Annotated in this window: 23 protein-coding genes and 1 tRNA gene; 14 read left to right on the top strand and 10 right to left on the bottom strand. The window is 65.6% G+C overall.

The window, feature by feature from the left end; all coding sequences use genetic code 11:
- The 4 genes from OCUBac02_RS13660 to OCUBac02_RS13645 form a co-directional block, all read right to left on the bottom strand.
- Positions 1-1,332 (bottom strand): pyruvate dehydrogenase complex dihydrolipoamide acetyltransferase, encoded by a 1,332-nt coding sequence (locus tag OCUBac02_RS13660; RefSeq protein ID WP_173046314.1) that lies wholly within the window; start codon positions 1,330-1,332, stop codon positions 1-3.
- Positions 1,333-1,346: 14 nt separating this feature from the next.
- On the bottom strand, positions 1,347-2,756 hold the full coding sequence (locus tag OCUBac02_RS13655) for a pyruvate dehydrogenase complex E1 component subunit beta (RefSeq protein WP_173046312.1): 1,410 nt from the start codon (positions 2,754-2,756) through the stop codon (positions 1,347-1,349).
- Positions 2,757-2,814: 58 nt separating this feature from the next.
- Complete coding sequence (gene pdhA, locus OCUBac02_RS13650) at positions 2,815-3,912, bottom strand: pyruvate dehydrogenase (acetyl-transferring) E1 component subunit alpha (RefSeq protein ID WP_173046310.1); 1,098 nt, start codon at positions 3,910-3,912, stop codon at positions 2,815-2,817.
- Positions 3,913-4,188: 276 nt separating this feature from the next.
- Entirely contained in the window at positions 4,189-4,500 is a 312-nt protein-coding gene (locus tag OCUBac02_RS13645) for an FtsB family cell division protein (protein ID WP_047580280.1), read from the bottom strand.
- A gap of 139 nt (positions 4,501-4,639) precedes the next feature.
- On the opposite strand from OCUBac02_RS13645, the gene OCUBac02_RS13640 reads away from it, so the two are divergent.
- Positions 4,640-4,714 (top strand) — tRNA-Lys (locus OCUBac02_RS13640).
- Positions 4,715-4,946: 232 nt separating this feature from the next.
- Here the strand turns inward: OCUBac02_RS13640 and OCUBac02_RS13635 are convergent.
- Both OCUBac02_RS13635 and OCUBac02_RS13630 read right to left on the bottom strand, forming a co-directional pair.
- Positions 4,947-5,513, bottom strand: coding sequence for a biotin transporter BioY (locus tag OCUBac02_RS13635; protein ID WP_173046308.1), 567 nt, complete (start codon positions 5,511-5,513; stop codon positions 4,947-4,949).
- A 288-nt stretch (positions 5,514-5,801) separates the two neighbouring features.
- A complete protein-coding gene (locus OCUBac02_RS13630) occupies positions 5,802-6,470 on the bottom strand; it encodes a GntR family transcriptional regulator (RefSeq protein ID WP_173049561.1) in 669 nt (222 codons plus the stop codon).
- Between the two features lie 433 nt (positions 6,471-6,903).
- On the opposite strand from OCUBac02_RS13630, the gene uvrA reads away from it, so the two are divergent.
- Positions 6,904-9,822, top strand: a complete 2,919-nt coding sequence (gene uvrA / locus OCUBac02_RS13625) for an excinuclease ABC subunit UvrA (RefSeq protein ID WP_244639210.1) — start codon at positions 6,904-6,906, stop codon at positions 9,820-9,822.
- A 68-nt stretch (positions 9,823-9,890) separates the two neighbouring features.
- On the opposite strand, the gene OCUBac02_RS13620 is transcribed toward uvrA, so the two are convergent.
- Together OCUBac02_RS13620 and OCUBac02_RS13615 are read right to left on the bottom strand one after the other, a co-directional pair.
- On the bottom strand, positions 9,891-10,652 hold the full coding sequence (locus OCUBac02_RS13620) for a DUF5131 family protein (protein ID WP_173046301.1): 762 nt from the start codon (positions 10,650-10,652) through the stop codon (positions 9,891-9,893).
- A 9-nt stretch (positions 10,653-10,661) separates the two neighbouring features.
- Entirely contained in the window at positions 10,662-11,759 is a 1,098-nt protein-coding gene (locus OCUBac02_RS13615) for a three-Cys-motif partner protein TcmP (protein WP_173046299.1), read from the bottom strand.
- A gap of 641 nt (positions 11,760-12,400) precedes the next feature.
- Here OCUBac02_RS13615 and OCUBac02_RS13610 point away from each other — a divergent pair.
- Positions 12,401-12,727, top strand: a complete 327-nt coding sequence (locus OCUBac02_RS13610; protein ID WP_173046297.1) for a hypothetical protein — start codon at positions 12,401-12,403, stop codon at positions 12,725-12,727.
- Between the two features lie 213 nt (positions 12,728-12,940).
- Here OCUBac02_RS13610 and OCUBac02_RS13605 read toward each other — a convergent pair whose 3' ends face one another.
- A complete protein-coding gene (locus OCUBac02_RS13605; protein ID WP_173046295.1) occupies positions 12,941-13,981 on the bottom strand; it encodes a zinc-dependent alcohol dehydrogenase family protein in 1,041 nt (346 codons plus the stop codon).
- Between the two features lie 91 nt (positions 13,982-14,072).
- Positions 14,073-15,290 (bottom strand): sensor domain-containing diguanylate cyclase, encoded by a 1,218-nt coding sequence (locus OCUBac02_RS13600; protein WP_173046293.1) that lies wholly within the window; start codon positions 15,288-15,290, stop codon positions 14,073-14,075.
- A 187-nt stretch (positions 15,291-15,477) separates the two neighbouring features.
- On the opposite strand from OCUBac02_RS13600, the gene OCUBac02_RS13595 reads away from it, so the two are divergent.
- From OCUBac02_RS13595 to cysW, 11 genes are all read left to right on the top strand, one after another.
- Complete coding sequence (locus OCUBac02_RS13595) at positions 15,478-16,815, top strand: O-antigen ligase family protein (RefSeq protein ID WP_173046291.1); 1,338 nt, start codon at positions 15,478-15,480, stop codon at positions 16,813-16,815.
- 80 nt (positions 16,816-16,895) lie between these two features.
- A complete protein-coding gene (locus tag OCUBac02_RS13590) occupies positions 16,896-17,870 on the top strand; it encodes a Gfo/Idh/MocA family protein (protein ID WP_173046289.1) in 975 nt (324 codons plus the stop codon).
- 355 nt (positions 17,871-18,225) lie between these two features.
- Positions 18,226-18,540, top strand: a complete 315-nt coding sequence (locus OCUBac02_RS13585; protein ID WP_244638937.1) for a 2Fe-2S iron-sulfur cluster-binding protein — start codon at positions 18,226-18,228, stop codon at positions 18,538-18,540.
- Positions 18,540-18,896 carry a DUF2849 domain-containing protein gene (locus tag OCUBac02_RS13580; protein WP_173046287.1) on the top strand — a complete coding sequence of 119 codons (357 nt, stop codon included), beginning with the start codon at positions 18,540-18,542 and terminating at the stop codon, positions 18,894-18,896. The genes OCUBac02_RS13585 and OCUBac02_RS13580 overlap by 1 nt, the downstream gene beginning before the upstream one ends.
- Positions 18,897-18,898: 2 nt before the next feature.
- The gene (locus OCUBac02_RS13575; RefSeq protein ID WP_173046285.1) at positions 18,899-20,569 is read left to right on the top strand and encodes a nitrite/sulfite reductase; all 1,671 of its coding nucleotides are present in this window, start codon (positions 18,899-18,901) and stop codon (positions 20,567-20,569) included.
- On the top strand, positions 20,556-21,080 hold the full coding sequence (locus tag OCUBac02_RS13570; protein WP_244638935.1) for a DUF934 domain-containing protein: 525 nt from the start codon (positions 20,556-20,558) through the stop codon (positions 21,078-21,080). Before OCUBac02_RS13575 ends, OCUBac02_RS13570 begins: the two co-directional genes overlap by 14 nt.
- A gap of 3 nt (positions 21,081-21,083) precedes the next feature.
- On the top strand, positions 21,084-21,335 hold the full coding sequence (locus tag OCUBac02_RS13565; RefSeq protein WP_173046281.1) for a hypothetical protein: 252 nt from the start codon (positions 21,084-21,086) through the stop codon (positions 21,333-21,335).
- Positions 21,332-22,789: a siroheme synthase CysG gene (gene cysG, locus OCUBac02_RS13560; RefSeq protein WP_173046279.1), complete on the top strand. Its 1,458-nt coding sequence runs from the start codon at positions 21,332-21,334 to the stop codon at positions 22,787-22,789. The genes OCUBac02_RS13565 and cysG overlap by 4 nt, the downstream gene beginning before the upstream one ends.
- A gap of 191 nt (positions 22,790-22,980) precedes the next feature.
- Complete coding sequence (locus OCUBac02_RS13555) at positions 22,981-24,021, top strand: sulfate ABC transporter substrate-binding protein (RefSeq protein WP_244638933.1); 1,041 nt, start codon at positions 22,981-22,983, stop codon at positions 24,019-24,021.
- A gap of 9 nt (positions 24,022-24,030) precedes the next feature.
- Positions 24,031-24,927: a sulfate ABC transporter permease subunit CysT gene (gene cysT, locus OCUBac02_RS13550; RefSeq protein ID WP_173046278.1), complete on the top strand. Its 897-nt coding sequence runs from the start codon at positions 24,031-24,033 to the stop codon at positions 24,925-24,927.
- Positions 24,920-25,810 carry a sulfate ABC transporter permease subunit CysW gene (gene cysW, locus OCUBac02_RS13545; protein ID WP_173046277.1) on the top strand — a complete coding sequence of 297 codons (891 nt, stop codon included), beginning with the start codon at positions 24,920-24,922 and terminating at the stop codon, positions 25,808-25,810. The genes cysT and cysW overlap by 8 nt, the downstream gene beginning before the upstream one ends.
- Positions 25,811-25,819: the final 9 nt, after the last annotated feature.

Here is a 25,819-nt window from a genome sequence, read left to right as displayed (position 1 = left end):
TCACACCAGCATCGCCATGGGCTTTTCGATATAGCCCTTGAACGCCTGCAGGAGCTCGGCGCCGAGCGCGCCATCGACGGCGCGGTGGTCGGTCGAGAGCGTCACCGACATCACCGTCGCGACGGCCGGCTGGCCGCCCTTGACGACGACACGCTGCTCGCCGGCGCCGACCGCCAGGATCGTCGCATGCGGCGGGTTCACCACCGCGGCGAAATCCTTGACCCCGAACATGCCGAGATTGGAGACCGCCGTCGTGCCGCCCTGATACTCCTCGGGCCTCAGCTTGCGGGCCTTGGCGCGGGCCGCCATGTCCTTCATCTCGTTGGAGATCTGCGACAGCGTCTTGTGGCAGGCATCCCGGATGATCGGCGTGATCAGCCCGCCGGGAATCGAGACGGCGACGCCGACATCGGCATGCTTGTGCTTGAGCATTGCGCCGTCGGTCCAGGAGACGTTGGCATCCGGCACCGCCTTGAGGGCGAGCGCCAGCGCCTTGATCACCATGTCGTTGACCGAGAGCTTGTAGGCCGGCTTGCCGTCCTTCTCCGGCGCGGCGGCATTGAGCTCCGCGCGCAGCTTCAGGAGCGCATCGAGCTCGCAATCCAGCGTGACGTAGAAATGCGGGATCGTCTGCTTGGCCTCGGTCAGGCGGCGCGCGATCGTCTTGCGCATGCCGTCATGCGGGATCTCCTCATAGGAGCCCGGCTCGAACAGCTTCTTGACCTGCTCATCGGAGGGGCCGCTCGCGAGCGGCGCGGCGGCAGGCTTCGGCGCGGATGGCGCAGCAGCGGCAGCCGGAGCGGCCTTGGCGCCGCCGCCCTTCCTGGCGGCCTCGACATCCTTCTCGACGATGCGGCCATGCGGGCCGGAGCCCTTGATCGCATTGAGGTCGAGCCCGGCATCCTTGGCGATGCGGCGGGCGAGCGGCGAGGCGAAGGCGCGGCTGCCGCCGGCGGATGCCGGAGCCGCCGCGGGAGCGGCCGCAGCCGGTGCGGGAGCCTCAGCCTTCGGGGCTTCCGCCTTCGGCGCCTCGGCCTTGGCAGGCGCGGCACCGCCGGCCGCCGGGGCGGAGACGCTCTTGGCGTCCTCGCCCTCGCCGGCAATCACGCCGATGATCTCGTTGACCGCGACATCGGCGGTGCCTTCCGGCACCACGATCTTGGCGAGCACGCCCTCGTCGACCGCCTCGACCTCCATCGTGGCCTTGTCGGTCTCGATCTCGGCGATGATGTCGCCGGACTTGATCGTGTCGCCTTCCTTCTTCAGCCACTTGGCCAGATTGCCCTTCTCCATCGTCGGAGAGAGGGCGGGCATCAGGATGTTCGTCGGCATCGGTCAGCCCCCTCTCAGCGATAGCAGACGGCCTTGGCCGCCGCGACGACCTCGCCGATATTCGGAAGCGCGAGCTTCTCGAGGTTGGCCGCATAGGGCATCGGCACGTCCTTGCCGGTGACGCGGGCGACGGGCGCGTCGAGATAGTCGAAGGCCGCCTCCATGATCTTCATGCCGATCTCGGCGGTGACGCCGGATTGCGGGAAGCCCTCCTCGACCGCGACGCAGCGGTTGGTCTTCTGCACCGAGGCGATGACGGTCTCGATATCCATCGGGCGGATGGTGCGGAGATCGATGACCTCGGCCTCGATGCCGTCCTTGGCCAAGGCCTCGGCGGCGCCGAGCGCATAGGTCATGCCGATGCCGAAGGAGACGATCGTCACGTCCTTGCCGGGACGCACCACCTTCGCCTTGCCGATCGGGATCAGGAAGTCGTCGCCCTTCGGCACGTCGAAGGACTTGCCGTACATGATCTCGTTCTCGAGGAAGATCACCGGGTTCGGATCGCGGATCGCGCTCTTCAGCAGGCCCTTCGCGTCGGAAGCGCTGTAGGGCATCACCACCTTGAGGCCCGGCACGTTGGAGTACCACGCCGCGTAGTCATGGCTGTGCTGGGCGCCGACGCGGGCGGCCGCGCCGTTCGGACCACGGAACACGATCGGCGCGCCCATCTGGCCGCCGGACATGTAGAGCGTCTTGGCGGCGGAGTTGATGATGTGGTCGATCGCCTGCATGGCGAAGTTGAAGGTCATGAACTCGACAATCGGCTTCAGGCCGGAAAGCGCCGCGCCGACGCCGATGCCGGCGAAGCCGTGCTCGGTGATCGGCGTGTCGATGACGCGCTTGGGCCCGAATTCCTGCAGCAGGCCTTGCGTGACCTTGTAGGCACCCTGGTATTCGGCGACCTCCTCGCCCATCACGAAGACGTCCTTGTCGCGGCGCATCTCCTCGGCCATCGCGTCGCGCAGCGCTTCGCGGACCGTGGTGCTGACGATCTCGACCCCAGCCGGAAATTCCGAGGAGGCGTCATAGGCCTTGGCCTGGGCCGGAACCGTATCGGGGTTGCTGGCGGCCGGCGTGTCTTCGCTCTTGGCCGGGGCCTTGTCCTCAGCCTTCGGCTCTGCCTTGGCTTCCGGCGCGGCAGCCTTGCCGCCGCCGCTGGCCGCGGCCGAGACATCCTCGCCCTCGGCGGCTATCACGCCGATCGGCGTGTTCACGGCGACGTTCTCGGTGCCGTCGGCGACGAGGATCTTGGCGAGCACGCCCTCGTCGACCGCCTCGACCTCCATCGTGGCCTTGTCGGTCTCGATCTCGGCGATGATGTCGCCCGCCTTGACCTGATCGCCCTCTTTCTTCAGCCACTTGGCCAGTTTTCCTTCCTCCATGGTGGGAGAAAGCGCAGGCATGAGAATGTCGATCGGCATGAACGCACCCGGATTCTAAGACGCGGGGAAAGGATGAAGGCCGGCAAGCGCGGAGCGGTCAGCTCCGCGGGGCTTCCAGCAGGATGTCGGTGTAGAGCTCCGACGGATCCGGCTCGGGATCGTGGGTCGCGAACTCGGCGGCATCGTTGACGATCTCGCGCACCTTGGCGTCGATCGCCTTGAGCTCGTCCTCGCCGATCTTGAAGTCGCGGACGAGGCGGGCGCGAACCTGCTCGATCGGATCGTGCTCCTCGCGCATGCGCTGGACCTCGTCCTTGGAGCGGTACTTCGCCGGGTCGGACATCGAATGGCCGCGATAGCGATAGGTCTGCATCTCCAGGATATACGGCCCCTTGCCAGAGCGGGCATGCTCGATGGCGCGGAAGGCGGCCTCGCGCACGGCGCGGACATCCATGCCGTCGACCTGCTCGCCCGGGATGCCGAAGGAGACGCCGCGGCGGGAGAAATCGGTCTGAGCCGAAGCGCGGCTCACCGCCGTGCCCATGGCGTAGCGGTTGTTCTCGATCACGAACACGACCGGCAGCTTCCAGAGCTGGGCCATGTTGAAGCTCTCGTAGACCTGGCCCTGATTGGCGGCGCCGTCGCCGAAATAGGTCATCGAGACCGTCTTGTCGTCGCGATACCAGTCGGCGAAGGCGAGGCCGGTACCGAGCGAAACCTGGGCGCCGACGATGCCGTGGCCGCCATAGAAATTCTTCTCGCGGCTGAACATGTGCATCGAACCGCCCTTGCCGCGCGAATAGCCGCCGCGCCGGCCGGTCAGCTCGGCCATCACGCCGCGCGATTCCATGCCGCAGGCCAGCATATGGCCGTGATCGCGATAGCCGGTGATGACCTGGTCGCCGTCCTTCGAGGCCATCTGCATGCCGATGACGACGGCTTCCTGGCCGATATAGAGATGGCAGAAGCCGCCGATCAGGCCCATGCCGTACATCTGGCCGGCCTTCTCCTCGAAGCGCCGGATCAGCAGCATCTCGCGATAGGCGTGGAGATCTTCGTCCTTGGTGAAGGTCGGGGTGTTGCTGAGGGCTCCCTCGCCCCTGCCGGCGCCGTCCTTGCCGGATCGCGCCTTCGCAGGCTTCGCGGCAGCTTTGGGTTGAGCGGGAGCTTTCGACTTACGCGCAGCAACAGCCATAGGCGGTCCTCCAAGGTCATCCGACTATTGTTGTAGAGGATCGAAAAAACCTTGGCGAGCACGCTATCTCGCAATGCAGCATCGCCTAAGGCATTGAAAAACATGAATGCAGGCACATTAACTCGATTTGAGTTAATCGATACGTCCGGAACTAAGCGTAGCTGCTTCTGGAACACCCGGATCGAAAGATGGAACTCGCCCACCGCGAGTGTGGGCAACCGGAGGTGGCGAGCGCAAGCCCCGATCGCTCCTATGCGGATGCCCGATCGGCGGCGCTCAGCGCCCCATGATGACGACGTCGTTCCTGTGGGTCCGACCCAGGATCTCGCGGGCATTCTCTTCGAGGAGGTCGCGGTCGACGGCCTCGCTGCGAACCAGCGCCAGCTTCTGCTCCCAGGACTTGCGCTCGGCGGTCAGCGTTGCGAGCTCGCCCTCCATGTCGCGCAGCGACTCGCGGATCGCGCCGCGCGCTTCGAGGCCACGTGCGCCGTGCTGGGCATGGAACATGAAATACGCCACCGCCGCCCCCGACACGAGGTAGAGGGCCAGCGTCACGAAGATCGAGCGGAGACCGCGGCGAATAACCATGCCGGAACGCTAAGGCGGCTTGGTTTCCGGCGGGTTAACGCGCCCTGCCGGAGCCTGTGCGACTTCACCGCAAAATCGCACACCACGCACGGAACGAGTTGACCGCCGTCATTCGGCTCCGTATGCAGCGCCCCGGTGAGGGCGGGTAGCTCAGTGGTAGAGCACGTGACTTTTAATCATGTGGTCGTGGGTTCGATCCCCACCCCGCTCACCACCATGGGAAGCAGGCGCCTGATGAGGCGCTCTCACGGCGCGGCTCTCCGAAATCGTCTCGATTGCTGTTGACGGGAAGCGGGCCGAGCGCCGGCCGGAAGCCGCGAATCCATGGCTGCGCGATGCAAGGCGACCGCGCGAGGCACAGCGCCCGGAAAGCCTGAGAGCGTGGCCGACAAAAAGCCGGCAGGCCAGGACCTGCCGGCTCGCTGATGCGAAATCGCTCGGCCGCGTCAGCCGCGCGGCGTGAAGGCCTTGAGCGCGGCGGCGGCGAGCGCGGACTTCAGGATCGCGCCGAGAATGAAGGGCGCGGCGCCGAGCGCGATCGCCTTTGGCAGGCCGATGAGGACGGCGAGCCAGGCCACCCCGATCACCAGGCAGAGCGCGTTGCCGGCGAGCATCGCGGCGAAGGCGAGGCCGACGCGGCCGCCGTTCCAGCCGCGCTGCGCCAGCCAGCCGGTCAGCGCAGCCGCGAAGGGGAAGGCCAGCAGGTAGCCGCCGGTCGGGCCGGCGAAATAGGCCGGGCCACCGACCGCGCCGGCGAAGACGGGCAGGCCCATTGCGCCCTGAGCCAGCCAGGCGATGACGGTGACCGCGCCAAGGCGCCAGCCGTAGAGAGCGCCGACCAGCGTGACCGCGAAGGTCTGCATGGTCATCGGCACCGGATACATCGGCACCTTGATCTGCGAGGACAGCGCCAGCAGCAAGCTGCCGACGATCACGGCGCCGGCCTGCCAGGCGAGCGAGCGGCTCTCCAGCCGCAGCGGGCTGAACGGGCGGCTGAGGGCAAGATCGGTCATGGTCACTCCTTGGTCGCGATCGGAATTATCTATAATTCCGATCTTTGATCTATGAGGAAGTTCATATCTCGCCGGAAAAGGCAAGCGCGCGCTTCGTTGCGATATCCTACAGCCCCCGACAGGACAGAGCGTCATTCTCGGGCGCAGCGAAGCGGAGACCCGAGAATCTCTTGCTGGAAGAAGCGCGGGGAGCATCTTCGGCAGGAGATGCTCGGGTCAAGCCCGAGCATGACGGCCAATGGCAATGTGGATGTTTACGCCGACAGAATTCGTAGCTTTGGTGCCCCCTCACCCGACGATCGCGAAGGCGCCGCGCGTCGCACCCGAGGCGGTGCGGACCGGGCGCTCGCCGATCCACTGCGCATGCCGCGCCAGCGTCGCGATCGCGGTTTCCAGGTCGCCATTGCGCAGGGCGTTGAGGATGGCGCGGTGGTCGTGGTCGGTGCGGGCTTCCCATTCCGAACGCCAGGCCGAGAACAGGAAACGCGCGCTCGCGGCATGGAGATCGTCGATCGTCGCGAGCAGGCGCCTCATGCCGCAAGGCGCGACCAGCGTGCGATGAAAGCGGCGATTCGCCTCCTCCCAGGCCCGGACATCGGTGGCGGCGTCGCAATCGCGCCGCGCCTGCTCGGCCTTGTCGAGGATGGCGGCGGTGAGATGCGGCGCGGCATGGCGTAGCGCCAGCACCTCCAGCGCAGCGCGCATCGCCGCGACCTCCTTGACCTCCGACAAGTCGAAGGAAGCGACGCGGACGCCGCGGCGCGGCTCGCTGATCGCCAGTCCCTGCGCCTCCAGCCGGCGGAAGGCCTCGCGCACCGGGACATGGCTGGTCTCGAATTCCTCGGCGATATGGTCCTGCCGCAGGCGCGAGCCGGGCTCCATCGTTCCGGCGATGATCCGCTCGGCCAGGGCTCTGGCGATGCGGACGGCAATGGTATCTTCGGCAGGCTTCGTCATCATTTATAGATAATTCGAGCGCGCGACGGAGTCGATTGTGATCCCGTCATGATCGGGCTTGTCCCGACCATCCACGCCTGCGCTGGTCGAAACCCGTGTTCAAGACGTGGATGCTCGCCACAAGGGCGAGCATGACGAGTTGGACATGCATCGTATCATGGAAGCTGGGCTTGCGGCCTGCCCCGGAAGACGAGGTGGTTCCGATTGTCTCGTCGCCGTATGTCCAAACCAAGGGAGCCCTCGCCGATCCTGACGTTTCCTGTCAGGAAGACGGCAGCAGCCGGAACGGCTGCGTGCTATTCATGCCGGGCAGATCGCCGCGAGGCTGGAATGGCCCGGCATTTGCCCTATCTGTAGTGCTCCTCCTCGACCGGACGCCCCGATGGCCCGCAAGACCGAATCCGCCGCTGCCCAGGCCGCTGCGCTGGAAGACATGTTCGACCGCAATCGCGCGGCCGACCCGAACAGCCGCGCCATCACCGTGCGCGGCGCGCGCGAGCACAATCTCAAGAATGTCGACCTCGCGATTCCGCGCGACAAGCTCGTGGTGTTCACCGGGCTCTCCGGCTCGGGCAAGTCCTCGCTCGCCTTCGACACGATCTATGCGGAGGGCCAGCGGCGCTATGTCGAGTCGCTCTCGGCCTATGCCCGCCAGTTCCTCGAGATGATGCAGAAGCCCGATGTCGACCAGATCGACGGCCTCTCGCCGGCGATCTCGATCGAGCAGAAGACGACCTCGAAGAACCCGCGCTCGACGGTCGGCACGGTCACCGAGATCCACGACTACATGCGCCTGCTCTGGGCGCGCGCCGGCATCCCCTATTCGCCCGCGACCGGCCTGCCGATCGAGAGCCAGACCGTGCAGCAGATGGTCGACCGCATGGTCGAACTGCCGGAGAAGACGCGCGGCTATCTGCTCGCGCCGGTGGTGCGCGGCCGCAAGGGCGAGTTCAAGAAGGAGATGGCCGACTGGCTGAAGCGCGGCTTCCAGCGCGTCAAGGTCAATGGCGAGTTCTACGAGATTCCAGACGCGCCTGCCCTCGACAAGAAGTTCAAGCACGACATCGACGTGGTGGTGGACCGCGTCGTGATCCGCCCGGATCTCGGCGCGCGCCTTGCCGACTCGTTGGAGCAGGCGCTGGAGCTGACCGACGGCATCGCCGTCTTCGAATATGCCGACGAGAAGGAGGAGAACGGCGAGGCGAAGCGCGTCACCTTCTCCTCGAAATTCGCCTGCCCGGTCTCCGGCTTCACCATTCCCGAGATCGAGCCGCGGCTGTTCTCGTTCAACAACCCGTTCGGCGCCTGCCCGGTCTGCGACGGCCTCGGCCACGAGATGCGGATCGATCCGGACATGATCGTGCCGGACCATTCGCTGACGCTGAAGAAAGGCGCGATCGCGCCCTGGGCCAAGTCGACCTCGCCCTATTACGGCCAGACGCTGGAAGCGCTCGCCAGGCATTTCGGCTTCTCGATGACAAAACCCTGGTCGGAGCTGCCGGAGAGCGCGCAGAAGGCGATCCTGTTCGGCACCGGCACGGAACCCGTCCGCATGGCCTATAATGACGGCCTGCGCAGCTACGAGGTGAAGAAGCCCTTCGAGGGCGTCATCACCAATATGGAGCGGCGCTGGAAGGAGACGGAGTCGGACTGGGCGCGCGAGGAGATCGGCCGCTTCATGTCCGAGACGCCCTGCGCCGCCTGCAACGGCTATCGCCTGAAGCCCGAGGCGCTGGCGGTGAAGATCGACGGCCGCCATATCGGCGAGGTCTCGAAGCTTTCGGTCAAGGACGCGCTGGACTGGGTCACCGCCCTGCCCGCCCGGCTCTCGAAGAAGCAGAACGAGATCGCCCCGCGCATCCTCAAGGAAATCCGCGACCGGCTGACCTTCCTGCTCGATGTCGGGCTGGAATACCTGACGCTCGCCCGCGCCTCCGGCACGCTCTCCGGCGGCGAGAGCCAGCGCATCCGGCTGGCCTCGCAGATCGGCTCGGGGCTGACCGGCGTGCTCTATGTGCTCGACGAGCCCTCGATCGGCCTGCACCAGCGCGACAACGAGCGCCTGCTCGGCACGCTGCGGCGCCTGCGCGACCTCGGCAACACCGTGATCGTGGTCGAGCATGACGAGGACGCGATCCTGACCGCCGACTATGTCGTCGATGTCGGCCCCGGCGCCGGCATCCATGGCGGCGAGATCGTCGCCAAGGGTACGCCGCAGGACATTCTCGACGATCCGAATTCGCTCACCGGCAAATACCTCACCGGCGAGATGTCGGTCGCGGTGCCGGCCAAGCGCCGCAAGGCCCAGAAGGGCCGCTCGCTCAAGATCGTCGGCGCGCGCGGCAACAACCTGCGCAATGTCGATGTCGAGATCCCCCTGGGGATGTTCACCTGCATCACCGGCGTCTCCGGCGGCGGCAAGTCGACGCTGGTGATCGACACGCTCTACAAGGCGGTGGCGCGCAAGCTGAACGGCTCGATCGACCACCCGGCCCCGCATGACCGCATCGAGGGCATCGAGCATCTCGACAAGGTCATCGACATCGACCAGTCGCCGATCGGCCGCACGCCGCGCTCGAACCCGGCGACCTATACCGGCGCCTTCACGCCGATCCGCGAATGGTTCGCCGGCCTGCCGGAGGCGAAGGCGCGCGGCTATCAGGCCGGGCGCTTCTCGTTCAACGTCAAGGGCGGCCGCTGCGAGGCCTGCCAGGGCGACGGCCTCATCAAGATCGAGATGCACTTCCTGCCGGATGTCTACGTCACCTGCGACGTCTGCAAGGGCAAGCGCTACGACCGCGAAACCCTCGAAGTGAAGTATCGCGACAAGTCGATCGCCGACGTGCTCGACATGTCGGTCGAGGAGGCGAAGGGCCTGTTCAAGGCGGTGCCCTCGATCCGCGACAAGATGGAGACGCTGGCGCGCGTCGGCCTGGACTACGTCAAGGTCGGCCAGCAGGCGACGACGCTGTCGGGCGGCGAGGCGCAGCGCGTCAAGCTCTCCAAGGAGCTCTCCAAGCGCGCCACCGGCCGCACGCTCTACATCCTCGACGAGCCGACCACAGGCCTGCATTTCCACGATGTCGCCAAGCTCATGGAGGTGCTGCACGAGCTGGTCGACCAGGGCAATTCGGTGGTGGTGATCGAGCACAATCTCGAGGTGGTGAAGACCGCCGACTGGGTGATCGACATGGGCCCCGAAGGCGGCAACGGCGGCGGCCAGGTGGTGGCCGAAGGCACGCCGGAGGACATCGTCCGCATCGGCAAAGGCCACACCGCGCGCTTCCTCAAGGAAGTGCTGGAGCGGCGGCCGATCAAGAAGGGCAAGGTCCAGCGGCAGGCGGCGGAGTAATTCCGCAAGGATACGACTTTATCTTTCAACGGCCTGCGGGCAACATAACTGGGTCATTACGCGATCTTCTATGCAGAGACTTGCAAATAGGATGACGGCATTTCATCCCATGTGCGATGATCCAAAACGCGGCCGGTAGCTTTTTTATTGGAGCCGCCCCATTGTTTGAAATGAAAGGCTACCTCCTGCTCAATGCAGGCATCTCTAATGGCTCTAATCCAGCCAGCATCAACCGGTCGAGCGCCCGGCCCACTTTCGCCACCAGCGATTACCCAATCTATACCAGTAAAATCCGGATCTACTAATCCGCCTATTAGCGGCTCAAGGCTTAAGAATTTTACCTTTGCTGGCGTTTCAACAAGATGCTTAACTCGCCACCAGTAATCTTGGTTTTCAACACTCACGCCCATCCACACATTTTGAGGCCAATGAAGGAATCTTGCAACTTCCTGCAAGCGCTCAGCACGCTTCGTCAAAATTTGATAGGTATGCTGAGGAGTCTCCCGCATTGTATCAAAAATTTTTACTATAAATTCCAGCGGGACATCATCATGGAAAAGATCCGACATGCTGTTTACAAACACAAGGCGGCCCTTCTTCCAGAGCTTAGGAAGGCCAACTGACTTCTCATCTAAAATTATCTTGCCGGTCCACTTCGGGCGACCGCCGGAAACGCGGGTAGTTCCCGCATACTTTTCCTGCCCCATTGCCTCCAACCGCTTAGCCATCCGCATGGCATAGCAATTTGTGCAGCCCGGCGACAAAATTGAGCAACCGCCAACCGGATTCCAAGTTGCTTCGGTCCACTCAATCGATGATCCAATAGCCACCTTGTACCCCTATGGAAATGTGATCATTACCTCATCAGCCATCGTACCTTTACGACGCTTGACTGGCGCGGCACTTATCGCTGATTGCGCCTCCATCTGCAGGAGGCATTCCTTGTAGTTTCTTTTAATAAACGGAGTATCTACATGGTGCGACTTATAAATATCCAAAACACTTATAGTTTTACCTTTATTCAGGGATAGCAATTCCGACCCAAGCTTATCAAGCGGCTGCTGAAGAGAAAACAGCAGAGGCGTCCTAGCGCTCGCGGGAGAATATTCTAAAGAAGCTACGCCCTGATCGTGGGTTGAGCTCTCTTTGTATAGAATCTCTTTCATAATTTCGTATCCCTTCTCGTGCTTTGAAACGAAAACGAGATGGTGCGTGGACCTTGTCCCAGACGCATTTCTAAACCGGAACGGCAACACAAATTTGCCCCCTAGGGCCTTGATTGCCTGAGCCAATTTTTCAAGAATAAGCTGCTCTCTTTCAGATGGCGTGAGTCCAGTCAGCTCGCTTCGCAGCTCTGTCGCAACCTCCTCCCCAAAGAGGGCGTTAATATGTTTATCGACGATCGAATTAGACACTCCCGCGTTGATGCGATTATAGTTGAAAAAGAAAACACAATCGCAGCCCCAGTCCTTGATGGCTCCGTTGATCAATTTTAATGAGAGCCCTTTGTAACCAAAGGGATCGATAAAGGAGAACGTCGGAACTAATTTTACAGTTGCAAGCTGATCAGCAATAGCCTCACCGACACTTCCCGTTGAAATCTCCGGCTTGTACTTTAGCGTATTTACGCCATCTAATTTTGCTATCTCGCCCTCAAGATTTTTTGTATGACTTGGATTTTCGTCATTGAACATTGTAACAAGATTATCTCTTAATTTCTGCGTCGCAATTGCCTTTTCGAGAATCATCAGCGGCGTCGAAACTGCCCCATCCTTATAACGACCGGGGCCGGCAAAAAGATCGATATACGCTATTTTACTGTTGTTTGCGGCAGCGGAAGGGAGAATAACATTCGCCCACGCATAAAAGTATTTTGAGACAATCCGGGCCTTAACCTCGGACTGATCCTCCCGTTCCTCGAAAAATTTCTGCGCCACATTCCCCCCTTATTATGTCTCGACTCAGAAGGGAGTAGTGACGCCGATACAGCCAGAACTTGCAATAAGAACATATAGAGAACGATATCAATGTCAATTACCTATCGAGCCCCTCAATGCACGTAAGTGAGGCTGGCGAGCACCAAACTTATCCCCGCCCCTTCTCGCCCGCACTATCCTGCCCTCGCCCATCACCCAAACGGGGCGGCCGTCCGGAGGTATGCTGGAGGTTGGGTGAGGGTCGGCGCCTGCGGGCGGGGGTTACGCCCTGCTCCCGGGAGGCTTCGGGGCACCGCCCTGGGGACACTACGGTCCCTGTGCGAGGAGCTCGCTGGGAACGGCCGGTCGGTCGCCCGGCATGACGGCGAAGGCGCGACGAGGCGAAGAGCCGCACTGGCGCCCTACCCCGCATGCCCGGCACCGCAAGCCCGATAAGCGCGGCCCGGAGCCCAAAATCGCCGGAGGCGGAGCGCCACGGGGCGTGCGACGGGTGGCTCAATCCCGCCGCGCCGCAGCCTGGCTTAACGGTTGCGGAATTCCTCGCGCCTCGCGGCGCTCCGCCAGCCCTGTCCAGCCACCCCTCCCGCCGCGCAGCCGCGCGGGCGGACGATCCTGCCTGCCTGACTCCAGGGAGACCCGCCATGCCGAAACGCCAGACCACCCCCGCAGCGATCCCGCCGATCACCGATTTCGAGAGCTGCCAGAGGGCGCGGGCCGCCCTGTTTCGGCGGCTGACCGACCAGCTCGAAATCTTCCGCGTCTGCCCGAACAGGACCTGCAAGCGGATGCGCGCCTGCCAGGATGCGCGCGGCACCTGCTTCATCGCCGTCATGCGGGCGCTGCCGGACGATACCCGCCGGTCCTTCGCCTACGCCATGGAGAACCGCGCCAACGGGCTCGACCCCGACGAGGCGATGGCGCAGGCCGAGGCGCGTGTTGCGGAGGAGGTCGCGCGGGGTGGGGAGTAGAGGCCAGCGGCCCTTGCGGAGCTAAGCGCGGGATCCCCTCTCCTGTAAGGAGAGGGGTAGGGGTGAGGTGTAGGCCCCTGGACCAGTCGCGTGCCGCGGCAGCGGTGAGGTCGCAGCCAAGATGTCCAACGGCCTTCACATCACCCTGCCCTCTCCTTACAGGAGAGGGTTCTCCGGTGACGCTTCCCGCGTCAAGCCGATCACCGCCGCCCCTCAGAACCGGTCGATGATCGTCACGCCCGTGCCCTCGAAGCGGTCCATCGCCATCAGGGCGGGGATCGCCTCAGTGAGGTCGATGCGGCGGCCGACGAGCTGCTGCGGGGTGAGCTTGCCGGCGCTGATCATGTCGAGCATCGCGCCATAGCGATGCGCCTGCATGCCGTGGCTGCCGAGGATTTCGAGCTCGTGGGCGATGACCTGCGCCATCGGGATCGGCGGCGTCGCCTGCTCCGCCAGCAGCAGCCCGACCTGGATATGCTTGCCGCGCTTGCGCAGGTTCGCCACCGAGTTGAAGCAGGTCTGGGGGTGGCCGAGCGCATCGAGCGAGACATGCGCGCCGCCACTGGTCGCGTCGCGCACGGCGGCGACGACGTCGGGCTGCGACTTCGCGTTGATCGTCACCGCGGCGCCGACCTCGCGGGCGAGCTTGAGCTTGTCGTCCGAGATGTCGACGGCGACGACATTGGCGCCGAGCGCATTGGCGATCATGATCGCCGAGAGGCCGACGCCGCCGCAGCCATGGACGGCGACCCATTGCCCGCCCGAGACCTTGCCCTGGTCGACCACGGCGCGGAACGAGGTGACGAAACGGCAGCCCAGGCTGGCGGCGGTGGCGAAATCGATCTCCTCGGGCAGGCGCACGAGGTTGAAATCGGCGCGGTCGATGCGGACGTACTCGGCGAAAGAGCCCCAATGGGTGAAGCCGGGCTGGAACTGGTCGTCGCAGACCTGCTGGTTGCCGGAATGGCATTGCGGGCAGGAGCCGCAGCCCGCGACGAAGGGCACGGTGACGCGGTCGCCCTCGCGGAAGCGCACGACGCTGCGGCCGACCGCCGCGATGATTCCGGCCAGCTCATGGCCCGGCACATGCGGCAGGCGGATATCGGGATCGTGGCCGACCCAGCCATGCCAGTCGCTGCGGCACAGGCCCGTCGCCTCGACCTTGATGACGACGCTGTGCGGATCCGGCGTCGGGTCCGGCAGGATGCGCAGTTCGGGAGCCTGCCCGAAGGCTTCGTAGACGACGGCTTTCATGGGGCGGGCCTCCTTGGTCGAGGCCCGTGTCATGCGGCAGCGTTGCAGGACCCGTCAACCGCGCGGCTTGGGGTGGGCCCCTGCCCCGTGCTCACGCGAACTGGACCTCGATCTCGCTGCCGGCCTTGCGGGCGATGGCGCAGGTCTTCGAGAAACCGTCCGCCGCGATCGCGAGCTTGAAGCGCTCTGGCACGCCGGCGGTGCTCAGCACGGCGAGGCTCGCGCCCTCCCCCGAGAGCCGCTTGACCGTGCAGTCGATGGCGGAGCGGCCGCCGTTGAAGACGATCTGCCCGGCCTTGAGTACGCGCCGGCCGACGCTTGCGATGTCGGTCGCGGGCGCGGCGATGCAGCGGTTGCGCCCCTCGCTCTTGGCGCAGTAGAGCGCCGCGTCCGCGAGGGCCAGCAACGTGTCGAGATCGGCGGATGCCGGCGTCAGGGTTGCGATGCCGAAGCTCGCCGTGACCTTGAATGGGCCCTCGCTTCCGTCGAAGCTCTCGGCCGCGATGCCGGCGCGCAGCTTCTCGGCGACGCCGAGCGCAGCCGCCCGATCGGCATAGGGCAGGAGCACGGCGAATTCCTCGCCGCCGACGCGGCCGATCAGATCGGTCTGGCGCAGCAGGCGGCGGCAGGCGGCGACGGTGCCAAAGAGCACAGAATCGCCTGCGGCGTGGCCATGGGTATCGTTGATAGACTTGAAGTGATCGAGGTCGAGCGCGATGCAGCTGACGTCATGGCGGTGGCGCTGAGCGAGTGCGAGGGTGCGGGCGCCCTCGTCGCGAAAGGCGCGGCGCGAGAGCGCCCCGGTCAGGCCGTCCGTCGTGGCGAGGAGCCGCAATTCCAGCGTTTCCATGACGACGGCAGCAAGATCGGAGAGGATCGCTATTTCCGCGGCGCTGATCGCCCGCGGCTCGGGAGACATGGCGCAGAGTGTGCCGATATTCTGGCCCTCGGTGCTGCGCAGCGGAATGCCGACATAGAAGCGCAGGAAGGGCGGGCCGAGCACCAGCGGGTTGTTGGCGAAGCGGCCGTCCTGATGCGTGTCCGTCACGATCAGCGGCTCGCTCTGGCGGATGGTGAGGTTGCAAAAGGCGGGACCGCGATCGCCCTCGCAATCGGTAATTCCCTGGCGCGACTTGAACCATTGACGGTGCGCGTCGAGGAACGTCACCGTCGCCATCGGCACCGCGAAGATGCTACAGACGAGGCTTGTAATGCGGTCGAAGACGCTTTCGTTCGGCGTATCGAGAACATCGTAGCGCGCGAGCGCGTTGAGGCGGACCTGTTCGTTCGCAGCGGAAAGGACTGTCATTCCTGGCGCTCCCGGACTTGGCATTCGGACGCGAAGCTCCAGTTCAACCGTCGAATATAAAGGAGACGTAAACGCTCGGGGATTGCCGGCGATCAAAGCGCTCAGGCTGCCTTAAGATTCAGGACCTATCCTGCTGAGCGCCGGCGTGCTTCTCGCCGGGCCAATTGCGGATGATCGCGACAGGTTCATGAGCGACAGCGCCTCGACGATCAACGACAGTCACAACCCCACTGGGGCGTTGCGCACGGACGATCCCGACCGTACCGGGGCGTACCAAGGCATCCTCGCCGGATCCGGGCTGTTCGTCCTGATGCTCTCGCTGCAGCCCTTCGCCGGCGTGCCGGAGCAGACGGCACCGGGCGAATCGACCGGCAACATCGTCAACCAGGTCGGCTGGTTCGGGCTCGGCCTCGTCTTCCTCGCGGCCATGCTGGGACTGGCGCGGCGCGACGTGCTGGCGCGGCTCGGATTCGGCCGCTGGGCCGTCGTCTTCGGCATCGCGGCGCTCTCGATCGCGCAATCGCTCGACCCGACGGCTTCGCTGCGCGGCCTGCTGCTCACCGCTATCGTGATGATCGTCGTCGCCGGCGTGCTCGTGCTGCCCCGCGACGAGCGCAGCTTCGCCGTCGCGGCGGTCAATGCCTGCCTCGTCCTGCTGCTGCTGGTCTATGCCATGCTCGTCCTGGCGCCGCATCTGGTCGTCCACAGTTCGGAGGGCGCGGAAGGCGTGCATGCCGGCGACTGGCGCGGCCATCTCTCGCACAAGAACTTCGCCGCCCCGGTCTTCTCGATCGTGGCGATGATCGGGATCTATGGCTGGCGCAGCGGATTGCGCTGGCGCGGTGCCATCGTCGTCGGCCTCGGCCTGCTCTTCGTGCTCAACAGCGGCTCCAAGACGACGATGGGCTTCCTGCCGCTCGCCATCGGCGTGGTCACGCTGGCACGCATCACCGGCCGCCCGGGGCTCGCGGTCTTGGTCCATCTCGCACTGGTCGGCCTGATCGCGGCGCTGACGGTCGGCTCCGTGATGTCGCCCGCGCTCAACGCCATGCTCAAGGCGCTGATCTCGGACCCGACCTTCACCGGCCGCGACGAGATCTGGAAATTCGCCCTGCAGCGCATCGCCGAGAAACCCTGGCTCGGCTACGGTTATGCCAGCTTCTGGCAGACGCCGGCGGTGACCGGCCTCGAGGAGAACTACGAGGCGAGCTGGGATATCCGCGGCATCGGCTCCGGCCATGACAGCTATCTCGATGCGGCGCTGACCCTCGGTGTGCCCGGTGCCGTCGTGACGATCTTCATCCTGATGGGGCTGCCGCTGGTCGATTACCTGCGCGCCTGCCGCATCGCGGCGAATCGCCGGCTTGCCGACCTTTTCGTGATGGTCGTGATCTTCATGACCTATGTCGGGATGCTGGAATCCTTCCTGCTCAACCGCGCCGACCCGCTCTGGGTGCTGTTTGCGCTGGCGGTCGTGGGGGTCGGCCTGGCCGGGCAGATGCGGGCCAGGTCTCCGAAAGCCTGACGGGACAGCGAAGGACTGGACAACCGCGTCTCGCCCGGAGAAACAGCAGCCTGCAGGCTGACCCGGCGAGCGAGACATTCATGAGCGACAACCCGATTTCCCTTGGCCTCATCGGCGCCGGCATCATGGGCGAGCGCATGCTGCGCGCCGCGATCGACCAGCCAGCGACCGCGCTGCGCGTCGCCGGCATCTGGGACCCCTCCACCGAGGCGATGGCACGGATCGGCGCAGCCTTGCCGGCCGTGGCGCATCAGCCGGACGCCGCCGCCCTGATCGCGGCGAGCGACTGCGTCTATATCGCCTCGCCGCCCTCCTCCCATCTCGCCCATGCGCGCGCCGCGCTCGCCGCCGGCAAGGCGGTGTTCTGCGAGAAGCCGCTGGCGGTCGATGTCGAGGATGCCCGTGCCTTCGTCGCCGAGGCCGGCGATCGCGGTGCGGTGAATTTCCCCTTTGCTTCCTCGCCTGCGGTGGCGCGTCTGCGCGAGTGGATCGACTCGGGCGCCGTCGGCACGCCCCAGCGCGTCTCGATCGAAGTCGCCTTCGCGAACTGGCCGCGTTCCTGGCAGGTCGATGCGGCCGGCTGGCTCGATGGTAGGGCGCAGGGCGGCTTCACCCGCGAGGTCGTCTCGCATTTCCTGTTCCTGACCCGCCGCATCGCCGGGCCGTTCTCGGGCCTTGCGGCGAAAGCGGCCTATCCCGAAGCCGGCAAGAGCGAGCGCCGGATCGAGGCGACGCTGACCGCCGGCGCCCTGCCCGTCACGCTGACCGGCAGCGTCGGCACGACGGCAAAGGACGATCATAACGTCTGGACGCTGGAAGGGGATAAGGGCGCTATCCGGCTCTGCGACTGGTCGCGCGCCGAGCGTCGCCTTGCCGATGGAAGCTGGCAGCCCGATCCGGAAGCGCTCTCCCAGAACGAAGCGCGCCCGCTGGCGCTGCGCCGACAGCTCGAAGGCGTGGCCAAGCTGACCCGCGGCGAGCCGCATCACCTTGCAACACTCGGCGAAGCGTTCGATGTGCAGGACATCGTCGAGACGATCCTGAAAAGTGGCTGACGCGCGGACCGATCGCTTGCGGGCAGAACCACTGTTGTCATTCCGGGGCGTGCCGCAGGCGCGAACCCGGAACCCAAGACGGGGTTAGACATTCGATGCCGCCTTATAGGCCGCTCGCCCGGTCGTGGGTTCCGGGTTCTTCGCTACGCGAAGCCCCGGAATGACAAGTGGCGGCGCCTAAGGCAGCCAGAATGGCATAAATTTGCGGCAGATCGGCTAGAAAATCCTTCTTCAGGATAATTCTACTCTAGTGTGCAGGTAATTTGAAAAAACCGACTACCTGATGTGAATTGAGCCATACCCCGCCCATAGCGTAAAACCTCTGTTCGAAAGACCGAACGGGATGGGCGTCATCGTGGCAGTTCTCAACGTCATCGATCGACAGGGCCGGAGTCATGAACTCGAAGCCGTGGAAGGCTGGCGGGTCATGGAGATCCTGCGCGACTACAAGGTCGGCATCGAGGGCGTCTGCGGCGGTTCCTGCGATTGCGGCACCTGCCATGTCATCGTCGCGCAGGAATGGGCCAAGCGCCTGCCCGAGCCGCGCGACGAGGAGATCGACGCGCTCGACGAATTGCCGTTGATCGAGGCGACCTCGCGCCTCTCCTGCCAGATCATCTGGGCTGACGATCTCGACGGGCTGACGCTGACGCTCGCGGAGGCCGCGTGATGGCCGCCCAAGCGAAACGCGTTCCGCTGCCGGCGATCCTCCTCGCCAACGACCTGCTCGACGGCGATGTCGTCTTCGCCTTCATCGATGGTTCCGGCCCGCTGGCCTGGACGCGCGATCCGGCTCTCGCGCTGGTCGCGGCCGATGACGCAGCAGCCGAACGGCTCGAAGCCTTCGCTGCCGCCGAGCTGCGCGGCAACAAGGTCGTGGACGCCTATCTCGTCGATGTCGCCATCGAGAGCGGCAGCCCGGTGCCGCGCCATTTCCGCGAGCGCTTCAAGACGCTCGGCCCCAGCAATCGTCCCGATCTCGGCAAGCAGGCCGGAGACGGCATCGCCTCCGCGCCGAAAGGCTGACCATGTATCGTTACGACGAATTCGACGAGCGTTTCGTCCGGGAGCGGGTGGCGCAGTTCACCGACCAGGTGGCGCGCCGGCTCGACGGCTCGCTGACCGAGGACGAGTTCAAGCCGCTGCGGCTCAAGAACGGCGTCTATCTTCAGCTCCACGCCTATATGCTGCGGATCGCCGTGCCCTACGGCACGCTGAACTCGCAGCAACTGCGCCAGCTCGCGTTGATCGGCGAGCGCTACGACCGCGGCTATGGCCATTTCACCACGCGCCAGAACCTGCAGTTCAACTGGCCGAAGCTGCGCGATGTGCCCGCCATCCTCGGCCTGCTCGCCGATGTCGAGATGCATTGCATCCAGACCTCCGGCAATTGCATCCGCAATGTCACGGCCGATCATTTCGCTGGCGTCGCACAGGACGAGATCGAGGACCCGCGCCCGACCGCCGAACTGATCCGGCAATGGTCCTCGGCCCATCCCGAGTTCAGCTACCTGCCGCGCAAGTTCAAGATCGCGGTGACCGGCGCCGAGGCCGACCGTGCCGTGATCAAGGCGCATGATATCGGGCTGCGCCTGCGCCGCCACCCGGAAACGCATGAGACCTGCTACGAGATCAGCGTCGGCGGCGGGCTCGGTCGCACGCCGATGATCGGCAAGGTCGTGCGCGACTACCTGCCGAAGAAGGACCTGCTCGCCTATCTCGAGGCGATCATGCGGGTCTATAATCTCGAGGGCCGGCGCGACAACAAGTACAAGGCGCGCGTCAAGATCCTCGTCCACGAGATCGGCGCCGAGGAGTTCACCCGCCGCGTCGAGGCCGAATTCGCCCAGCTTGACGGCCCCTCGATCAACGCCGATCCGGAAGAGGTCGCGCGCATCGCCGCCTATTTCGCGCCGCCGCGCTACGAGGTGCTGCCGGCCGTCAGCAACACGCTGGAGGCGGCCAAGGCCGCGAACCCGGCCTTCGCCCGCTGGGTCGAGGTCAACACGGTGCCGCACAAGGCGCCGGGCTATACCGCACTGACGATCTCGCTGAAGCCGATCGGCCAGGCGCCCGGCGACGCGACCAGCGAGCAGATGCGCCGCGTCGCCGATCTCGCCGAGCGCTATTCCTTCGACGAGTTGCGCGTCACCCATGCGCAGAACCTCGTGCTGCCGCATGTCCGCCAGCGCGATCTCTACGCGATCTGGCAGCAACTCGGCGAAGCGGGCTTAGCCACCGCCAATGTCGGGCTCGTCACCGACATCATCTCCTGCCCCGGCCTCGACTATTGCGCGCTGGCGACGGCCCGCTCGATCCCGATCGCGCAGGCGATCCAGAGCCGCTTCGCCGACGAGGCACGCCAGCGCGAGATCGGCCCGCTCGGCATCAAGATCTCCGGCTGCATCAATGCCTGCGGCCACCACCATGTCGGCCATATCGGCATTCTCGGCCTGGAGAAGCGCGGCATCGAATCCTACCAGATCACGCTCGGCGGCGACGCCACCGAGAATGCCGCGATCGGCGAGATTCTCGGCCCCGGCCTCGCCGCCGAGGAGGTGCCGGATGCGATCGAGCGGATCGTCTCCGTCTATCTCGCCGCGCGTAGCGAGGGCGAGAGCTTCATCGACAATGTCCGCCGCATCGGCCTCGCGCCGTTCAAGGCCGCCTTCCAGGAGACCGCCCGTGCCGCTGCTTGACCGGACCGGAAGCCGCGAAGACCGCTGGACCCTTAGCGAAGGAGCCGCGATCGGCAATATCCCGGCCGCGCTCGTGCCCTGGGAGGTGCTCGCCGAGGCGCTCGACGCGCAGGAGCCCGAGCAGGTGATCGGCGTGCTCATCCCCAACAACGTGCCCTTCGCCGAGCTCGCGCCTTTCCTGCCGCGATTGACGCTCGTCGCCATCGCCTTTCCGGCCTATTCGGACGGGCGCGGCTTCAGCCTCGCCCGCCAGATCCGGCGCCTCGGCTTCGCGGGCGAGATCCGCGCCAGCGGCCCGCTGATCGCCGACCAGTTCGCCTACGCGCTCTCCTGCGGCTTCGACACGATCGAATTGCCGGAGGCGAACGCCGCGCGCCAGCCGGTACCGCAATGGCTGCACGCCAAGGATTCGTTCAGCGCGACCTACCAGCGCGGCTATGGCGAGAGCGGCCGCAACGTCCTCGACCAGCGCCGGGCGGCGAGAGCCGCCGCGCCCGTCGCAGCGGAGTGAGGCATGGCGATCTCGACCGCGACCCATGGCTCGATCGAACGCCCCCGCACTGCCACGGGCATCGATGAGGATCGCCTGGATACCGAGTCGGAGTCCTTGTTCCCCCGATCGACGACGAGCGAGGCACGCGGGCGCTGGTTCGATCTTTGCTTTCGCCTTATCATTCTGGCACTGGCCGCGCTGTGGCTGTTCGCGCCACCGGCGGGGACCGAGCGCAGTGCGGCAGACGAGAAGGCCGTAGCGACGACCCGATGACCGAAAGACTGCCCGAACCCACCGCGGCCCGCATCGAGCCGCTGGCGACACTGCCGCTCTTCCACAAGCTGGAGGGGCGCAAGGTCGTGCTCGCCGGCGGAACCGAAGGCGCGCTGTGGAAGGCTGAACTGCTCGCGGCGGCCGGGGCCGAGCTGCATGTCTTCGCTGGCGGCGAAGAGGCGCTGTTCGCAGGGCTGGCGCAGGGCGAAATCGGCCATCGCGTGCATGTGCACGGACGAGCCTGGCAGGCGGACGACCTCACCGACGCGGCAATCGCCGTCGCCGATCTCGACGATGTCGATGCGGTCCATGCCTTCGTCGCGGCGGCGCGGCAGGCGGGCGTGCCGGTCAACATCGTCGACAAGCCCGAGCATTGCGATTTCGCCTTCGGCGCGCTGGTCAATCGCTCTCCCTTAATTGTGGCCGTCTCGACCGATGGCGCGGCGCCCGTTTTCGGCCAGGCGATCCGCACCAAGATTGAGGCACTGCTCCCGGCCGGGCTGAAGAACTGGGCGCAGGCCGCGGCCGACTGGCGCCCCGCCGTCCAGGCGCGCGAACTGCCCTTCGCGCTCAGGCGCGCTTTCTGGGAACTCTTCGCCGGCAAGGCCATGGCAGAGCCGGAGCGCGTTCCGAACCCCGACGACGAGGCCGAACTGTTTGCGAAGCTCTCCCGGATCGAGGCCGCTCATGACGGCAAGGGCCGCGTGACGCTGGTCGGCGCCGGCCCGGGCGACCCGGAATTGCTGACGCTGAAGGCGATACGCGCCCTGCAGAGCGCCGACATCATCCTCTATGACGACCTCGTCTCGCCCGGTGTGCTGGAGCTGGCGCGGCGCGAGGCCAGGCGCATGCTGGTCGGCAAGACCGGCTATGGCCCCTCGGTGAAGCAGGGCGATATCAACGCGCTGATCGTCTCGCTGGCGTCGCAGGGCAAGCATGTCGTGCGCCTGAAGGGCGGCGACCCCGGCATCTTCGGCCGCGCCGGCGAGGAGATCGAGGCCTGCCACGCAGCCGGCATTCCGGTCGCGATCGTACCGGGCATCTCGGCTGCGCAGGGGGCGGCGGCCTCGCTCGGCCTGTCGCTGACCCATCGCGACCATGCGCGGCGCCTGCAATTCGTCACCGGCCATTCGCGCAAGGGCGAATTGCCTGACGATCTCGACTGGCGCGCCATGGCGGACCCCGCCGCCTCGACCGTGATCTATATGGCGCGCGCCACCCTGCCCGGCTTCCGCGAGCGCGCCATCGCCGCGGGCCTCGATCCGCGGACTCCGGCCGTCGCCGTGCTCGCCGCCACGCGCCCGGACGAGCAGCGCGTCGCCGCGACCATTGCGGACCTGCCGGAGCGGCTTGGCGAATTGCCGGCGAACGGCCCGGTTCTCGTCCTGATCGGCCATGCCTTCGGCCCAGCCCTGTCCGTCACGAATCCTGCGGAAGACCGCCGCCGGGCCTGATCACGGACCGGCCTCGTCGCCGGGTGGAACGCCGTCGCCGGAGATGCGTTTTCTCCTCCGGCGCCCTAATTTGGAAGGCGCCGGCTGCGCCAGATCATTCAGAAAAGGCCGATAATTCAGTACGTTTCGTTTGTTATTAAGAACGGATTGAGGCTTCACCAAGCCTCGCCGTGAACCAACGGAGCCCTGACATGATGCGACCTGCTTATAGCCGCCTCCTTCGGGCCGGACTGGTTCTGGGAGCCTTCACGCTCTGCTTCGGCGTCGTCGCCGGAGCGCGCGCCCAGACCGAGCTCCTCAACGTCTCCTATGATCCGACCCGCGAGCTCTATCGCGAGATCAACACGGCCTTCATCGCCGCGTGGAACGCGAAGAACCCCGACAGGAAGATTTCGACGATCCGCCAGTCGCATGGCGGTTCAGGCGCGCAGGCCCGCACGGTGATCGACGGGCTCACCGCCGATGTCGTGACGCTGGCGCTGGCCGGCGACATCGATGCCGTCGCCGAGCGCTCGAAAAAGCTGCCGCTCGATTGGCAGAAGCGCCTGCCGCACAATTCCGCGCCCTATACCTCGACGATCGTCTTCCTCGTCCGCAAGGGCAATCCCAAGGCGATCGGGGACTGGGGCGACCTCGTGAAGCCGGGTGTCCAGATCGTCACGCCGAACCCGAAGACCTCGGGCGGGGCGCGCTGGAACTATCTCGCCGCCTGGGCCTATGCCGAGAAGGCCTTCAACAAGGACGAGGCCAAGGTCCGCGACTATATCGCCAAGCTCCTCGCCAATGTCCCGGTGCTCGATACCGGCGCGCGCGGCGCGACCACGACCTTCACCCAGCGCGGCATCGGCGACGTCTTCCTGTCCTGGGAGAACGAGGCCTTCCTAGCGCTGAAAGAGTTCGGCGCCGACAAGTTCGACATCGTCGTGCCGAGCCTGTCCATCCTGGCCGAGCCGCCGGTCGCGCTGGTCGATACCAATGTCGACGCCAGGAAGACTCGCGAACAAGCGCAGGCCTATCTGGAGTTCCTCTATACGCCGAAGGGACAGGCGATCATCGCCAGGAACTTCTACCGCCCGCGCAATCCCGAGGCTGCCGACAGCAAGGACGTCGCCAATTTCCCGAAGGTCGAGCTGGTGACGATCGACGACGTCTTCGGCGGCTGGAGAAAGGCCCAGCCAACCCATTTCGGCGATGGCGGCACCTTCGACCAGCTCTACAAGCCGGCCCGCTGAGGACTGCCCATGACGGCGGCGACGACGACCTTCCGCTGGCGCGAGCCGAGCATCCTGCCCGGCTTCGGGCTGGCGTTCGGCATCACCGTGACGGCGCTGTCGCTGATCGTGCTGATCCCGCTGGCGGCGTTGTTTCTCAAGGCCGCCAGCGCCGGCCCCGCCGATATCTGGGCGGTGGCCACCTCGCCGCGGACGCTCGCCGCGCTCAGGCTTTCCTTCACCGCCGCCCTGTTCGCTGCGCTCGTCAACGCCGTGTTCGGCCTGATCCTGGCCTGGGTGCTGGTGCGCTACGAATTTCCCGGCCGGCGCCTGATCGATGCGGCCGTCGACCTGCCCTTTGCCCTGCCGACGGCTGTCGCCGGCATCTCGCTCGCGACGATCTACGCGCCGAACGGCTGGGTCGGCTCGCTGCTGGCGCCGCTCGCCTTCAAGCTGACGATCCCTTTCACCGATCTCTCCTTCGGGTTCGACGGCAAGGTCGCCTATACGCCGCTCGGCGTGATCGTGGCGCTGATCTTCATCGGCCTGCCCTTCGTGGTGCGCACCGTCCAGCCCGTGCTGGAAGAGTTGCAGAGCGACGTCGAGGAAGCCGCCGCCCTGCTCGGTGCCAGCCGCGCCCGGACGATCTTCCGGGTGATCCTGCCGCCTGTCCTGCCGGCGCTGATGACCGGCTTCGTTCTCGCCTTCGCGCGAGCGGTCGGAGAGTACGGCTCGGTGATCTTCATCGCCGGCAACGTGCCGATGATCTCCGAGATCGCCCCGCTGCTGATCGTAATCAGGCTGGAGCAGTTCGACTATGCCGGCGCCGCCGTGGTCGCGACGATGATGCTGCTGATCGCCTTTGCCCTGATCCTCGCCGGAAACCTGATCCAGGCCCGCGCCCGCCGGAGGTTCGGCGATGTCTGACGCGACCCTGCCCTCTGTCTCGGCAAAGGCACCAAAGCGCCGTTTCGGCCGCATACGCGGCGAGAGCCCCGTCGTTCAGGTCGCGCTGATCGCGGTTTCGCTCGCCTTCCTGCTGCTCTTCCTGCTGCTGCCGCTGGTCACGGTCTTCATCGAGGCCGCCGCCAAGGGCTGGGAGGCCTATCGCGCCGCGATCACGGAACCGGATGCGCTGGCGGCGATCCGCTTGACGCTGCTCGTCGCGGCGATCGCGGTGCCGTTCAACATCGTCGTCGGCATCGCCGCCGCCTGGGCCGCCGCCAAGTTCGAATTCCGCGGCAAGAACCTGCTGATCAGCCTGATCGACCTGCCCTTCTCGGTCTCGCCGGTGATCTCGGGCCTCGTCTTCGTGCTGCTCTTCGGCGCGCAGGGCTATTTCGGGCCCTGGCTTCAGGCCAACGATCTGAAGATCGTCTTCGCCCTGCCCGGCCTGATCCTCGCCACGATCTTCGTCACCTTCCCCTTCGTGGCGCGCGAACTGATCCCGCATATGCAGTCGCAGGGATCATCCGACGAGGAGGCGGCGCTGACGCTCGGCGCCTCGCCCGGGCGCGTATTCCTCTCCGTGACGCTGCCGAACGTGAAATGGAGCCTGTTCTACGGCGTGCTGCTCTGCAACGCCCGCGCCATGGGTGAGTTTGGCGCCGTCGCGGTCGTCTCGGGCAAAATCCGCGGCCTGACCAACACCATGCCGCTGCATATCGAGATCCTCTACAACGAGTACATGGGCGCGGCCGCCTTCGCGGTGGCCTCGCTGCTGGCAGGGCTAGCCCTTGTCACCCTCGTGCTCAAAACCCTGCTGGAATGGCGCTACGGCGATGCGATCGCCGCCAGCCGCCGCCACTGACCCAAGGAG

Origin of the sequence: Bosea sp. ANAM02, from assembly GCF_011764485.1 — a bacterium.
Taxonomy (GTDB): Bacteria; Pseudomonadota; Alphaproteobacteria; order Rhizobiales; family Beijerinckiaceae; genus Allobosea.
Note: the sequence above shows the minus strand (reverse complement) of the source record. Positions and strands in the feature narration are given on the sequence as shown.

Excerpts from the sequence above, each read along its gene's own strand:
- cysW (WP_173046277.1), top strand. The coding sequence starts at position 24,920 with ATGTCTGACGCGACCCTGCCCTCTGTCTCGGCAAAGGCACCAAAGCGC.
- OCUBac02_RS13600 (WP_173046293.1), bottom strand. The coding sequence starts at position 15,290 with ATGACAGTCCTTTCCGCTGCGAACGAACAGGTCCGCCTCAACGCGCTC.
- cysG (WP_173046279.1), top strand. The coding sequence starts at position 21,332 with ATGACCGAAAGACTGCCCGAACCCACCGCGGCCCGCATCGAGCCGCTG.
- OCUBac02_RS13580 (WP_173046287.1), top strand. The coding sequence starts at position 18,540 with ATGGCCGCCCAAGCGAAACGCGTTCCGCTGCCGGCGATCCTCCTCGCC.
- OCUBac02_RS13575 (WP_173046285.1), top strand. The coding sequence starts at position 18,899 with ATGTATCGTTACGACGAATTCGACGAGCGTTTCGTCCGGGAGCGGGTG.
- cysT (WP_173046278.1), top strand. The coding sequence starts at position 24,031 with ATGACGGCGGCGACGACGACCTTCCGCTGGCGCGAGCCGAGCATCCTG.
- OCUBac02_RS13595 (WP_173046291.1), top strand. The coding sequence starts at position 15,478 with ATGAGCGACAGCGCCTCGACGATCAACGACAGTCACAACCCCACTGGG.
- OCUBac02_RS13565 (WP_173046281.1), top strand. The coding sequence starts at position 21,084 with ATGGCGATCTCGACCGCGACCCATGGCTCGATCGAACGCCCCCGCACT.
- OCUBac02_RS13645 (WP_047580280.1), bottom strand. The coding sequence starts at position 4,500 with ATGGTTATTCGCCGCGGTCTCCGCTCGATCTTCGTGACGCTGGCCCTC.
- OCUBac02_RS13630 (WP_173049561.1), bottom strand. The coding sequence starts at position 6,470 with ATGACGAAGCCTGCCGAAGATACCATTGCCGTCCGCATCGCCAGAGCC.
- pdhA (WP_173046310.1), bottom strand. The coding sequence starts at position 3,912 with ATGGCTGTTGCTGCGCGTAAGTCGAAAGCTCCCGCTCAACCCAAAGCT.
- OCUBac02_RS13590 (WP_173046289.1), top strand. The coding sequence starts at position 16,896 with ATGAGCGACAACCCGATTTCCCTTGGCCTCATCGGCGCCGGCATCATG.
- OCUBac02_RS13610 (WP_173046297.1), top strand. The coding sequence starts at position 12,401 with ATGCCGAAACGCCAGACCACCCCCGCAGCGATCCCGCCGATCACCGAT.
- OCUBac02_RS13555 (WP_244638933.1), top strand. The coding sequence starts at position 22,981 with ATGATGCGACCTGCTTATAGCCGCCTCCTTCGGGCCGGACTGGTTCTG.
- OCUBac02_RS13605 (WP_173046295.1), bottom strand. The coding sequence starts at position 13,981 with ATGAAAGCCGTCGTCTACGAAGCCTTCGGGCAGGCTCCCGAACTGCGC.
- OCUBac02_RS13635 (WP_173046308.1), bottom strand. The coding sequence starts at position 5,513 with ATGACCGATCTTGCCCTCAGCCGCCCGTTCAGCCCGCTGCGGCTGGAG.
- OCUBac02_RS13655 (WP_173046312.1), bottom strand. The coding sequence starts at position 2,756 with ATGCCGATCGACATTCTCATGCCTGCGCTTTCTCCCACCATGGAGGAA.
- OCUBac02_RS13660 (WP_173046314.1), bottom strand. The coding sequence starts at position 1,332 with ATGCCGACGAACATCCTGATGCCCGCCCTCTCTCCGACGATGGAGAAG.
- uvrA (WP_244639210.1), top strand. The coding sequence starts at position 6,904 with ATGTTCGACCGCAATCGCGCGGCCGACCCGAACAGCCGCGCCATCACC.